Origin of the sequence: Enteractinococcus fodinae (genome assembly GCF_031458395.1) — a bacterium.
Lineage (GTDB): Bacteria > Actinomycetota > Actinomycetes > Actinomycetales > Micrococcaceae > Yaniella > Yaniella fodinae.
Window position 1 is genome coordinate 1,883,601 of the sequence record NZ_JAVDYJ010000001.1, and the last position, 12,943, is coordinate 1,896,543.

The 12,943-nt window shown below is 57.4% G+C and carries 13 protein-coding genes; 5 read left to right on the forward strand and 8 right to left on the reverse strand.

Annotated elements, in window-relative coordinates; all coding sequences use genetic code 11:
* Position 1: 1 nt before the first annotated feature.
* From J2S62_RS08765 to J2S62_RS08780, 4 genes are read right to left on the reverse strand one after another with little or no spacing between them, the layout of a single operon-like run.
* On the reverse strand, positions 2 to 730 hold the full coding sequence (locus J2S62_RS08765) for a PP2C family protein-serine/threonine phosphatase (RefSeq protein WP_310173741.1): 729 nt from the start codon (positions 728 to 730) through the stop codon (positions 2 to 4).
* On the reverse strand, positions 730 to 1,881 hold the full coding sequence (locus J2S62_RS08770) for an adenylate/guanylate cyclase domain-containing protein (RefSeq protein ID WP_310173743.1): 1,152 nt from the start codon (positions 1,879 to 1,881) through the stop codon (positions 730 to 732). Before J2S62_RS08770 ends, J2S62_RS08765 begins: the two co-directional genes overlap by 1 nt.
* Positions 1,878 to 2,417: a PH domain-containing protein gene (locus J2S62_RS08775; protein ID WP_310173746.1), complete on the reverse strand. Its 540-nt coding sequence runs from the start codon at positions 2,415 to 2,417 to the stop codon at positions 1,878 to 1,880. Before J2S62_RS08775 ends, J2S62_RS08770 begins: the two co-directional genes overlap by 4 nt.
* 26 nt (positions 2,418 to 2,443) lie before the next feature.
* Positions 2,444 to 3,178, reverse strand: a complete 735-nt coding sequence (locus J2S62_RS08780) for a biotin--[acetyl-CoA-carboxylase] ligase (RefSeq protein WP_310173750.1) — start codon at positions 3,176 to 3,178, stop codon at positions 2,444 to 2,446.
* 74 nt (positions 3,179 to 3,252) lie between these two features.
* Here J2S62_RS08780 and J2S62_RS08785 point away from each other — a divergent pair, with 74 nt between their 5' ends.
* Positions 3,253 to 4,872, forward strand: a complete 1,620-nt coding sequence (locus J2S62_RS08785; protein WP_310173753.1) for an acyl-CoA carboxylase subunit beta — start codon at positions 3,253 to 3,255, stop codon at positions 4,870 to 4,872.
* A complete protein-coding gene (locus J2S62_RS08790; protein ID WP_310173756.1) occupies positions 4,869 to 5,075 on the forward strand; it encodes a hypothetical protein in 207 nt (68 codons plus the stop codon). The genes J2S62_RS08785 and J2S62_RS08790 overlap by 4 nt, the downstream gene beginning before the upstream one ends.
* Here J2S62_RS08790 and J2S62_RS08795 read toward each other — a convergent pair.
* From J2S62_RS08795 to J2S62_RS08810, 4 genes are all read right to left on the reverse strand, one after another.
* Positions 5,072 to 6,013 (reverse strand): amino acid ABC transporter permease, encoded by a 942-nt coding sequence (locus tag J2S62_RS08795; RefSeq protein ID WP_310173760.1) that lies wholly within the window; start codon positions 6,011 to 6,013, stop codon positions 5,072 to 5,074. The genes J2S62_RS08790 and J2S62_RS08795 overlap by 4 nt on opposite strands.
* Positions 6,010 to 6,684 (reverse strand): amino acid ABC transporter permease, encoded by a 675-nt coding sequence (locus J2S62_RS08800; protein ID WP_310173763.1) that lies wholly within the window; start codon positions 6,682 to 6,684, stop codon positions 6,010 to 6,012. Before J2S62_RS08800 ends, J2S62_RS08795 begins: the two co-directional genes overlap by 4 nt.
* Positions 6,685 to 6,815: 131 nt before the next feature.
* Positions 6,816 to 7,685, reverse strand: coding sequence for a glutamate ABC transporter substrate-binding protein (locus J2S62_RS08805; protein WP_310173766.1), 870 nt, complete (start codon positions 7,683 to 7,685; stop codon positions 6,816 to 6,818).
* A 39-nt stretch (positions 7,686 to 7,724) separates the two neighbouring features.
* The gene (locus J2S62_RS08810) at positions 7,725 to 8,486 is read right to left on the reverse strand and encodes an amino acid ABC transporter ATP-binding protein (RefSeq protein WP_407649936.1); all 762 of its coding nucleotides are present in this window, start codon (positions 8,484 to 8,486) and stop codon (positions 7,725 to 7,727) included.
* A 168-nt stretch (positions 8,487 to 8,654) separates the two neighbouring features.
* On the opposite strand from J2S62_RS08810, the gene J2S62_RS08815 reads away from it, so the two are divergent.
* The 3 genes from J2S62_RS08815 (at position 8,655) to J2S62_RS08825 (ending at position 12,924) form a co-directional block, all read left to right on the forward strand.
* Positions 8,655 to 10,283 carry a DUF885 domain-containing protein gene (locus J2S62_RS08815; protein ID WP_310173768.1) on the forward strand — a complete coding sequence of 543 codons (1,629 nt, stop codon included), beginning with the start codon at positions 8,655 to 8,657 and terminating at the stop codon, positions 10,281 to 10,283.
* Complete coding sequence (locus J2S62_RS08820; RefSeq protein ID WP_310173771.1) at positions 10,280 to 10,912, forward strand: Maf family protein; 633 nt, start codon at positions 10,280 to 10,282, stop codon at positions 10,910 to 10,912. The genes J2S62_RS08815 and J2S62_RS08820 overlap by 4 nt, the downstream gene beginning before the upstream one ends.
* 176 nt (positions 10,913 to 11,088) lie before the next feature.
* Positions 11,089 to 12,924: an acetyl/propionyl/methylcrotonyl-CoA carboxylase subunit alpha gene (locus tag J2S62_RS08825; RefSeq protein ID WP_407650012.1), complete on the forward strand. Its 1,836-nt coding sequence runs from the start codon at positions 11,089 to 11,091 to the stop codon at positions 12,922 to 12,924.
* The last annotated feature ends 19 nt before the right edge of the window (positions 12,925 to 12,943 follow it).

The window sequence follows — 12,943 nt, forward strand, 5'->3', positions numbered from 1 at the left end:
TCTACTGGGTGGTCTCGGTGACTTCAGCGACGACGACTGTGACATTATCTGAGCCATCGGTTTCTAGGGCCAGTTCAACCAGTTGATCTGCAGCATCTTGAACCGTCGATGCGGCTCCCAGGATGAGCCCGATCTCTTGGTCTTGGACCCCACCGGTCAAACCGTCGGTGCACAGCAAGAAGCGATCGCCCACGTTGGCGTCCAACAACACCACATCGGCGAGCAGACGCAAGTTGGAGCCGACCGCTCGGGTGATGACGTTGCGCGCCGGGTGTTCGCGGGCTTCTTCGGCGCTCAGTTGGCCCAACCGGACCATTTCAGCCACAGCCGAGTGATCTTGGGTGAGCTGGATAAAGGCCTCGTCATTGGCCCGATAACGATAGGTGCGTGAGTCTCCGACATTGGCTACAACCAGTTGTGGCTTGTCTTGGTGCAGCACATTGGTCAACAGGGTCAGCGTGGTCCCGGCACGGCCTTCGGCGATATCGTAGACCGCCCGGTTGGCTTGGGTGAGCCACTCTTGGAGACTCGCTAGTTCAAACGGTTGCGGGGTTTGCTCATACGCCTGGATGAACGTGTCGATGACAGCGGCAGAAGCCAGCTCCCCGCCGTCATGGCCGCCCATCCCGTCGGCCACCAGGTATAATCCGTCGCGTATTAGGTAGGAGTCCTCGTTCAGATCCCGCTGGTAGCCCACATCTGTGGCGGCCGCGGCTGTAAAACTATACATTAGTCAACCTCTATCCCGTCTCCGGCGCCGCGCAGCAGCATGGAGGGATTAATCGGACCGAACCCGCGCACCGACTGCGGTGGTTGGGGAATTAAAATATACCGTTCATCATCGGCTAGTACATTGGCGGTTAACTGATCCACCAGCACTGTCCCTGGATCGGCCAGTGCTGTTAACCGTGCCGCGAGGTTGACGGTCGGGCCATAAATATCCCCCAATCGCGACAGCACACGGCCCCACACCACCGAAACGCGCGCAGATGGCAACACGGCATCTTCATTCAGGGCTTGGGACAGCGCCAGCGCAATGTCGGCTCCGGCTTCGGGAGTTTCGGCGTTGAACAACACTTCATCCCCGACGGTTTTGACCAGGTGGCCACCGCCCACGGCGATGATTTCGGCACAGATTTGTTCAAACCGCTGCACCATTTGGGCCAGTGTCCGCTCGCTCATGGTCCGCGACAAGGCCGTATAGGACACCATGTCGGCGAAGCCGACGGCTCGGGCCAACGGCAGGGGTGTATCGTCCTCGGTACCGTCCCGGCCTTCTTCGGAAGCCGCTAGACCGGCTTCGACACGTACGGTCAGTCGCTGTAAAGCAGAGTTGAGCTGGCGCCGGTAGGAGTAGGTTACGACGTCTTCTAAGGATTCGATGACCGAGGGCAGCAGTCGCACGACTTCCCGGCGGGCTTCGGGGTCCGAGAGTCCTTCGGCGCTCATCTTGTCTTCCACCAGGGCCTCAATTTGCCACACCACCATGCGGTCGGTCATCTGCCCGATGGATCGGGCAATTGAGATGGCGGTTTCTTCGTTGAGGACATCTTCGCGAACCAATTCCACGATGGTGGCCATGGCTGCGACATCTTGTTGGGTAAAGACCTTTTCGTCGGCTTTGATGTTCGGAAAGCCCATGGCACGCCAAATCTTGCGGGCCGATACGATTGAGACACCAAGTTCTTTTGCCAGGTCGCGCGGGGTCAGAAGCCGTGGGCCACCGATGAGTTCTTCATCGAGGACTTTGATGGCTTGGGTCCAGGTTTCCGAAAATGGTTCCGCGGCGCCTAAGTCTGCTGAACTGGCCGGCGTTGGCTGCACTATATCAAGTGGCTGGGTTGGTGTGGGTTCAGCGTGCGTATCTGAATCTTTGGTCACAAGCCCCTACTTTCACTGAGCGAACCGTTAGCGTAACGGCCATGGGAACCGAAGCGTTCCGTATCGACAAGGGTTTGAAATTCTGAAATTTCTGGGATGTCATGCAGCACCCAGGTTTGGCCACGAGAGTTCATCAGGTGCAGATCCCCTGAACCACGACGTCGCTGGCGACGCGACTGATGCACCTTCAGCGACACTAAGGAATGTAGCGCAACCCAGTGTCGCTTCACAGCGATCGCTCCCAGTTTGTGGGCAACGCGATGCGTTGTGATCTCATACCGCGACACTAACCACTGCCACAGTGGTCGGATAACTGTCAGGAACACGCCGATGGCAATCAACCCCAGCCCGATGGTGGTCAGGGTCGGACTTGCACTCCGGATGAAGTCGGGCATCGTATAACTGGCCAGCACACCGGAGAACAACCCTGCAGCCCCAGCCCATAAAATAAGGTACCAAGCCGGGCGGATTAACACCGATGGGTGCGCACGGGTACGCACCAGCAGGTGTTCACCCGTCACATAGTGCGTTCGCATGTCCCTCCTTGAGGTGTCGCGCCCAATTATGAGGCCGGTCGTAAATGTACAATATCTGCGGCAAAGATTTCTTCATCCGTGTCACCGCGTACTATCAGGCTACCGGTGGCGCCAAGACCCACGGCAGTCCCGTAAATGTCGTTGCCCCCGGGCATAATCGCTTTGACCTGTTGGCCGATAGTCGTCATCGTAGGTTCCAATGCGGAAATATCCGGCGCAGCCGCGAAATCGTCGACGGCCTCAACCAAACGGTCACGAGCTGCGATCACAAAGTCTTGGGCTGGCATGTCCAGGCCATAGTCCGCCAGGGCGCCAGCTGTGTCAAGCCTCGGATGCTCTCCGAAATTCAGGTTCGTGCCCACACCAACCACCACGGTGTGGGTTTCAGGCAGCCACTGCGCCAAAATACCGCACAGTTTCTTACCATCTGGACCTTGCACATCGTTGGGCCACTTCACCCCGGCTGTCACACCAAGGTCACGAAACCAGCGCACGAGGCCATCAGCCACCACCAGTGTCAACACGCCCATTAGGTCTGATGCCAGCTTGGGTCGTAACGCGATCGACATGGCGGCTGCGGTGCCGGCGGGAGTGTCCCAGCTACGATCCAGCCTGCCACGCCCTGCCGTCTGGTGGTCAGTGGCAATAACATCCCCATGAGCAAGCTCGTGCTGAGCTGCGATCACCAGATCCTGCGTCGAACCGGTCTGTTCAACCCAGTACACCCCGGGGGCGATCTGTTGCTGCTGTAGTTGCGCCACGTACGAGAACCTTCATCTTAAACAACCGGTAGTATTATCCAGGATACAGGCCATACTCTACCCTGGAGGACCCGTTGACCAACCCCGCACAGTCTGGTGACAACCTGGGCGTCACTACCCCGGATCTCACCACCACTGCTGGCAAACTCGAAGACTTTTTCCACCGGCGCGAAGCAGCTCTGCTGCCCACCGGTCAGGGACCCGTCGATCGCCAACACGCCCGGGGAAAACAAACCGCCCGCGAACGGATCCAAGCACTGCTCGATGACGGTTCCTTCGTGGAATTCGATCAGCTGCGCACCCACCGCACCACCTCGTTTGGGATGGATGCCCGCCATCCAGAAGGCGACGGGGTCGTCGCGGGATACGGAACCATTGATGGACATAACGTCGCCATCTACGCCCAAGACTTCACCGTGTTTGGCGGCTCGCTGTCGAAGGTCAACGGCGAAAAGATCGTCAAAACCCAAGAATTCGGGGCCACGAATGGTTTCCCAATTATCGCTATCAACGACGGTGGGGGCGCTCGCATTCAAGAGGGCGTGGATTCGTTGGCCATGTTTGCCGATATCTTCCGCAATAACGTCATGGCCTCAGGTGTGGTCCCGCAGATTTCGATCATCATGGGCCCGGCCGCCGGTGGGGCGGCCTACTCCCCTGCCCTGACCGATTTTGTGGTCATGGTTGACCAGACCTCTCACATGTTTATCACCGGCCCAGATGTCATCAAGTCGGTCACGGGTGAAGAGGTCGACATGGAAACCTTAGGAGGGGCTCGTCAACACAATGAGACCTCCGGGACGGCCGCGTATATGGCCGCTGACGAACAAGACGCCTTTGACTGGGTCTCTGAACTGCTCGACTACCTGCCGGCACATAATTTCATCACCCAAGAGGCAACTTTCCAGCAGGACTTAGAAACCAGTGTCGAAGATCTGGCCCTGGATACTATTATCCCGGACTCCGCGAACCAGCCATATGACATGCGTCAAGTCATCGCGGCCATCGTGGACGATGGGGCGTTGCTGCAGATCCAGGAACGATACGCACCCAACGTGATTGTGGGTCTGGCTCGCATCGAAGGTCGCACCGTGGGTGTGGTCGCGAACCAGCCGTCACAGCTGGCCGGCACCCTGGATATCGCGGCCTCGGAAAAGGCTGCACGCTTTGTACGGTTCTGTGATGCGTTCAGCATCCCGATCGTCACACTGGTCGATGTTCCTGGCTTCTTGCCCGGCGTCGACCAAGAACACTCCGGAATCATTCGCCGCGGTGCAAAACTCATTTACGCTTACGCTGAAGCAACCGTACCCAAGATTACGATTATCACGCGCAAGGCGTTTGGTGGCGCCTACATTGTCATGGGATCCAAGAAGCTGGGCGCCGACGTCAACCTTGCTTGGCCCACCGCCCAAATCGGTGTCATGGGCGCCCAGGGAGCCGTGAATATCTTGTATCGGCGAGATCTCGTCGCGGTCGAACAAGACGGCGGGGATGTCGAGGCACGACGGGCTGAGTTGATCGAAGATTACGAAACCGCACTACTGAACCCCTATGAGGCTGCTGACTCCGGGTACATTGACGCGGTCATCGCTCCGTCAGAGACCCGCGCACAAGTAGTGCGTGCCCTGCGGGCAACCGTGGCGAAACGTGAATCACGTCCAGCAAAGAAGCACGGAAACATACCACTATGACAGGTCAACCACCATCTACCGGCATTCGGGTTAACGGAACGTCGCTGACCGAAGAAGAAACCGCCGCGTTGTTGACCGTGATCAACACACAGCTGGTCGAGACCCCACCGGCTGAACCCCCGGTCGATCATTCGACACGCAATCGTGTGATCTCGACTTGGGCTGCGATTGACGGGTGGCACGAGTCACCCCGCGGCCACTAATCGCGCGGTCGGTCTTGGGCAATAATCGCTTGGGACCGGGTTTCGGTGGGTTCTGACTCGGCGGGAGCGTCTTCGGCGATTTGTACCATCCCGGGAATGCCCACCCCGACGTCGCCTGATGTGCGCGAACTGAGACGTCGTGACAAGCGTTGTGCTAACCACACCAGGGCGTAGTTGATGACGATAAAGATCACCGCTGCAACAACGAGCGCTTGCAGGATATTGCCGTAGCCGGCGCCCAGATGGCGTGAGTAACGCAACAGTTCAGCAAACCCGATGATGTAACCCAGTGCTGAGTCTTTCAGGATGATCACGAATTGGGATACCAGCGATGGCAGCATGGCCACCAGAGCTTGCGGGACTTCAACAGTTCGAAGCGATCCCGTAGTGGTCATTCCGACGGCCAGTGCCGCTTCACGTTGGCCAGCCGGTAGCGACCGCACCCCGGAGCGCACCAGTTCAGCAATAACTGCGCCGTTATAAAGTGTCAGCGCAACGATCACCGCATAATAGGCGGAATCTCGCGGGTCAATGATGCCAGATAAGTACTGTGAGAAGAAAAAGTAGAAAAATACCATCAGTACCAGCACGGGCACTGCGCGGAAGAATTCGACCACCACCATCGCGAGGCCTCGAACGAGCTTGAACGGTGCGAGCCGTAAGAACCCGAATAGCAGGCCAAAGATCACGGAGGAGACCACCGCGATGGCGGCGGCTTGGAGCGTGAACTGGATGCCGGGCAACAGATAGTTCCCCCAGGCGTTGGCATTGATGGCGTTCCACCAGAGGTGTGGGCGCATTTGGCCTTGTGCTGCTAAGGCGAGGTACACCCATACCAGCACTGCGACCGCAATGAGTGCGACGACAATGTTGAGGATAGTGATGATTTTTCGTGCCCGTGGGCCTGGTTCATCAAAGAGGACATAGGTGGTACTCATCGTGTCACCGCCAGTTTCACAGATAACCACGTGGTCAGGAGCCCCACCGGTATAACGATCAGGCTGAATCCGATCGCGATAATCAAGAAGATCGCGACCATGACATTGGGGTTGAATTCGATCATGGTGCGCATCACGCCGGAGGCCTCCATCACGGATCCGGCGGCAGCTACCGTCGTATTTTTAATCAAGGCGATAAGTGTATTACCAATCGGGGTAATAGCACCTCGCAGTGCCTGGGGAATGATCACGTGGCGCGCCGCGGGGAAAAAGCCGAGCCCGATGGAACGGGCCGCTTCAGCTTGTCCAGCGGGTACCGTATTGACACCGGAACGAATGGCTTCGGCAAAGAATGGGGCGTGGTATACCGATAGGGCTATGGTCGCCAGGATGAAAAAGTTCGTATCGAAGTTTGAGTGCATGCTGATTTGAAGTTGGCCCCAGAACACGAGGACAGCCATAACAACCAGCACAGTGAGCGGTGTATTTCGTACCAGGTTGATGAATGCTGCACTCAGCCAGCTCATTGAGCGCACCGGTGAGATGCGGAATAGAGCAAGGATGACCCCAAGCGTAAAGGCAGAAATGCTGGCCCAGAATGCCAGTTGGATGTTGGTCCAAAACCCTTCGAAGATGGGATATTGCTCAAAAAGAAAGAGAATATCTTCCATAGCTGTTGCCTGCCTGTTGGTGTGAGTTCGAGTCAGATGTCACCGAGCCCGGTGCCCAGGCAGAAGCTGAGGACACCGAACTCGGTGATGAATAGACGAACCCGGCAGGTGCCGGGCTTTGCGATTACGGTTTATTCACACTCTCGCAGCTCAAGATTATCGTTGAGCTCGGCATTTGCTTCGTAGTCAACTCCTTCGGTGTTAGCTGCGAGCAGTTCGTCGATGGTGCCGTCATCACGCAGCGTCTGGATGGCTTCATTGACCTGTTCACAGGTCTCAGTTGAACCGTTGGGCAGGCCGACGCCATAGGGTTCTTCCGTGAAGGCTTCACCTACGACTTTGAACTCGCCAGCGTATTCATCTGAAGCTGCAAGACCGGCAAGGATAATGTCGTCGGTCGTAACGGCATCAACTTGACCCGATTGCAAGAAGGTCAGGCATTCGCTGTACCCGTCTTGTTCGACCAATTCAACTTCGTCGGCGTAGGTATCGCGGACGTTTTGTGCTGGGGTGGAGCCAGTAACAGAACAGAGGTTCTTACCATTGAGATCTTCTGGTCCGTTGATCTCTTCGTCATCTACGCGAACCAAAATATCTTGTCCGGCCATAAAGTATGGTCCTGCAAAGTCGACTCGCTCAGCACGTTCTTCGGTGATGGAGTAGGTTGCGAAGATCATGTCAACCTGTCCGTTTTCCAGCATGTTTTCACGCTGCGGAGTGGGTGCTTCGGCCCATTCGATCTGATCTTCTTCATAACCCATCTCGGCTAACACGGCCTTGGCTACGTCCACGTCGAAACCGGTGGGTTCATTATTTCCTTCTCGGAAACCAAGACCCGGCTGGTCATATTTGATCCCGACGGTGATGGTCTCCCCACCTCCGCCGTTTCCTTCGGCTTCGGTATCGGTCTCTGCGTCTTCTGAGGCCCCTGGGGAACATGCCGATAATGCCAGAGCGGCAGCGGCGCCGAGGGCTGCTATTTTCTTCCATGGTGTCTTCATGGGGGTACCTTTCGGTTCAGGGTGTTTGTGATGGGGTATTTACTCGGTCAAAATTTTGGATAGGAAGTCTTGGGCCCGTGCGGTCTGAGGGTTGGTGAAGAAATTCTCTGGGGTGGTATCTTCTATGACTGCGCCTTCGGACATGAAGAGCAACCGGTCCCCTGCTTTGCGGGCGAAGCCCATTTCGTGGGTTACGACCACCATGGTCATCCCGCCGGCCGCTAGGTCAACCATGACGTCGAGTACTTCTTGGACCATTTCAGGGTCAAGCGCTGAGGTGGGTTCATCGAAGAGGAGGACTTTGGGCTTCATCGCCAGTGCTCGGGCGATTGCGACGCGTTGCTGTTGCCCGCCAGATAAGTGGGCTGGCAGTTTCCGCGCTTGCTCGCCGACGCCGACTCGGTCCAGGTAGTCCATGGCTTCTTTTTCTGCCTGTCGTTTGGGCAGCTTGCGGACTTTGATCGGTCCCAGCGTGACGTTTTCGAGAATGCTCTTGTGGGCAAAGAGGTTAAACGACTGAAACACCATTCCAACATCGGCTCGAAGCGCTGCAAGAGCTTTGCCCTCTTCCGGCAAGCGCTTCCCATCGATTTCGATGTAACCACCGTCGTCGTCAATCGTTTCGAGACGATTGATGGTGCGGCACAGCGTGGATTTTCCGGAACCAGAGGGGCCCACAACGATGCAGACCTGGCCTTTTGGGATATCAACGTTAATATCGGATAGTGCTTTGAAATTTCCGAAATGTTTATTGACTCCGGATATTCTGACCAGCGGTGCTTTCGTGGTCTCTGGCGTCATGATGAGCTCCTCAAGAAGTGGCCTCACGGCCACTTCTCAAACACAGGTGAAGTGATGTAGATCACATTCTATCAGGTGAGGTCGCTTTTACTAGGGGCGATATCGCAAAATTTTGGAGCTCGGGAGGCTCTTGGTGTCGTCTGAACCCAGAGATACTAAGATGACCTCATGCCCAAAACCTCGATTGATGCGCTGGCAGAGCGCTATGCAGCAGGTTTAGCCGAACTAGATCCTGTCTCAGCGACCGAAATCGGATTACCCGGTTACGCCGATAAGCTGCCGGATTATTCGCCCGATGGTGCCGCTGCACTCGATGAACTCCAGGCTCGTACCCTGACGCAACTGCACGAACTGACAGCAGCCAATGCCCAAGACAAGGTAACGCGCAGCGCAATGATCGAACGACTCACCGTCGATCGTGAGCTCTACGCGACCGGGCTCGTGGAGCTTAATAACATCGCTTCGCCAGTTCAAGACATTCGCTCCACCTTTGACTTGATGCCCACAGACACGACTGAAGACTGGGGCAATATTGCAGCACGTCTCACGCAGGTCGAGGCCGCCCTGACTGGCTATCAGGATCGACTCGAGGCTGCAGTCAAACTCGGGCTACCGCCGGCTCAACGCCAAGTCGATGCTTGCATTAGACAGTCTCAGGCAGCCGCGCAGGGCTTCTTTCCTGAGCTCGTCGCCACGACCGAGGGGCTTGATCAAGCACGACACACTGAGCTGGAGGATGCTGCAGCACAGGCTGCACAAGCCTATGCAGATTTCGCTGAGTACTTGGCCTCTGACCTGTATCCGGCAGCGCGTGCTGAAGATGCGGTGGGCAAAGATTACTATGCTCTGGCATCGCGGCGGTTTTTGGGCGCCGAAATCGATCTGGCCGAAACCTACCAGTGGGGTCTGGCTGAGCTTGCTCGCATCGTAGAGCAACAACACCGGGTGGCTGACCTTATCCACCCGGGAGCCACCATTGAGGAAGCCCGGCAGCGGCTATCTGCCGATCCGGCCCGAAAATTACACGGCACTGAGGCGCTGCGGCGATGGATGCAGGACCTGTCGGATACCACCATCGAAGCAATGAAGCAGCATTTTCATATTCCTACCCCCATGGACTACGTGGAAGCGATGATTGCGCCGACCCAGGACGGTGGGATCTACTACACGGGGCCCTCCGCAGACTTCTCCCGCCCCGGACGTATGTGGTGGTCAGTTCCAGAAGGCGAGGAAACGTTCACCACGTGGCAGCAAACTACCACGGTCTTCCATGAAGGGGTCCCGGGACATCATCTGCAAATCGCCACCGCGATGCTGAACGCTGACGAGTTGAACTCCTGGCGGCGTCACTGGTTGTGGGTGTCGGGTCATGGCGAAGGCTGGGCGCTCTATGCCGAGGAGCTCATGCGCGAGTTGGGATACCTCGACGATCCCGGAGATTACCTGGGCATGCTAGACGCTCAGCGGATGCGCGCCGCGCGGGTCGTTTTCGATATTGGTGTGCATTGTGGGTTTACCGCCCCGGACGCGTGGGGCGCACAAAGCTGGGATCCGGGGGTCGGTTTTGCTTTCTTGCAAGAGCATCTGTACGAGTCCCCTGGGGTTTTGGACTTTGAATTTACTCGGTACCTGGGATGGCCCGGACAAGCCCCGAGCTATGCGGTAGGGCAACGAATCTGGCAACAGATCAGGGCCCAGCACGAAGCCCTCCCGGGATTCGATCTCAAAACATTCCACACCCGCGCCTTACAGTTAGGTTCGATGGGACTCGACACGTTAGAAGAGGCACTTCGATGAGCACCATTATCTTGGGATCGGCTTCTGCTGCTCGGACAGCTATCCTGCACAGGGCAGGCATACCGTTTATCCAACAACCTGCCGACATCGATGAGGAAGCTCTGACGGTGGATAGTGACCCACCACCAGTCCAAGCACAGGCTCTTGCCACCGCCAAAGCACACGCCGTCGCGGATCTACTCATCAGCACCGACCAAGCACAACAACCCACCTATGTCCTCGCTGCTGATTCGATCTTCGAGTTTGAAGGACGTCCTTACGGCAAGCCCCACCGACCTGAGGTTGCACGAGCTCGCTGGCGGGCACAGCGCGGCAAATCCGGAACCTTACACACCGGACACTGCATTATCGCGGTGCTGGAGGAATCGAAACATCGAGTGCTGCAAGAAACGGTCAGCGCCACGGTGACTTTTGCCAACGCCAGCGACAAGGTGATCGATGATTACATCGCCACGGGTGAGCCGTTGGGCGTTGCCGGCGGCTTCACCTTAGAAGGGCATGGGGCCACGATGATCTCGTCGGTCCATGGTGACCCCAATGCCGTCCTGGGTCTCTCGTTGCGCGCTGTGCGAGAGCTCTTAGAACGCGTCGACGTCGACCTCACCGCACTCTGGGAGGCGAACACCTAGCCCACATTTTTGTAGCATTCCTACAAGAAAATCGGTATTTTTGGCTCCGCCGGTGCGTCATCCTGTATGGTTTCCACGGATTCGGCCTAAGCTGCTTGAGATGGCAACGATGCGACTCGTGCTTTGCGTGCCATTTTTGCGGAGCGTTCCAACCAAGGAGAATTGTTTCTATGTCCATGACCAGCGCGTCATCCTCGATGATCTACCAACCCTTTTCGAAGGTTCTGATCGCCAATCGGGGTGAGATCGCGGTCCGCATTATTCGCGCTGCACAAGACGAGGGACTAGAAGCGGTAGCCATCTACGCCAACCCGGATCGCGATGCGATGCACGTTCGGCTCGCGGACCACGCATTTTCTCTCAACGGTGACACGGTCACCGACACCTACCTGTCGGTCGAGAAAGTATTGCGCGCTGCCCGTGATTCCGGGGCCGACGCCGTGCACCCGGGCTATGGGTTTCTGGCGGAAAATGCTGAGTTCGCTCAAGCGGTGCTTGATGCAGGTTTAACCTGGATCGGCCCGCCTCCGGCAGCAATTCACGCGCTCGGTGACAAAGTAGCTGCCCGTCATATTGCACAGCGGGTTGGGGCGCCACTGGCACCAGGCACCGCCGATCCCGTACAAACCGCCCAGGAAGTCGTGGATTTCGCCGATGAGTACGGCCTGCCGTTGGCTATCAAAGCCGCTCACGGCGGTGGCGGACGTGGCATTAAGGTTGTTCGGCAGCGTTCAGAGATCCCGGAGGCTTTTGAGTCGGCGGTTCGCGAGGCCACAGCAGCGTTTGGCCGCGGCGAATGCTTCGTCGAACGCTTCCTGGATGCCCCGCGCCACCTGGAGACCCAGTGTTTGGCGGATCAGGACGGCAATGTGGTGGTCGTCTCGACCCGTGACTGCTCCTTACAGCGGCGCAACCAAAAACTCGTTGAAGAGGCGCCCGCACCCTACCTAACCGCCGAGCAGGAACAACAACTCTATGACGCCTCTGTGGCGCTGCTCCAAGAAGCTGGCTACGTTGGCGCCGGCACCTGCGAGTTTCTCATTGGCCAAGACGGTACGATCTCATTTTTGGAAGTCAATACCCGACTCCAGGTCGAGCACACGGTTTCCGAAGAAGTCACTGGCATAGACCTGGTGCGCGAACAATTCCGGATCGCCCGCGGTGAGCTACTGGGCTATGACCATCCCGAGGTTCATGGCCACTCGTTTGAATTTCGGATCACCGCCGAAGATCCCGGCCAGAATTTCATGCCGGCCCCGGGCACGGTTACGAAAATGCGGTTGCCGGGAGGTCCCGGTGTGCGCATTGACACCGGCATCGAAGAGGGCGAAACCATTTCGGGAGCTTTCGACTCGATGGTCGCCAAGCTCATTGTCACCGGACGGGATCGCAAAGAAGCATTACAGCGTTCCCAGCGTGCCCTCAACGAGATGCGCATTGCCGGGTTGGCAACCGTACTGCCTTTCCATCGCACGGTGATTCAGGATCCAAATTTTGCTCCCGAGTTGGATCAGCCAAACCAGAAGGTTCCGGTTGAGGGGCCCTTTACGGTGCACACTCGATGGATTGAAACCGATTTCATCAACGAGTTGCAACCACAGTCTGTGGTCCCCGGCATGGATGACCAAGACGAGGTCGAACGCCGGGTGGTCACGGTGGAGGTCAACGGCAAGCGGGTAGAGGTAACGCTGCCCGATTCGCTGGCCGGTATTGCTGCGGTGGATGCCAAGCCCCAGCGCCGTCGTCCATCACGCACGGCAACGAAAGCTTCAGGTGCCTCGGCGGCAGGGGCATCGGGGGACACCGTGACCTCACCGATGCAAGGCACCATCGTGAAACTGGGCGTGGAAGTCGGTGCAGAAGTGGTCGAAGGCGACCTGATTTTGGTGCTGGAAGCCATGAAGATGGAACAGCCTATCACCGCGCATAAGGCCGGTACCGTGACGGAACTCACCGCCGAACCCGGAGCGACCGTCAATGCCGGAGCGGCGTTAGCAACCATCGAGGGGTAACAAAGTGTAGAAGTGTCAC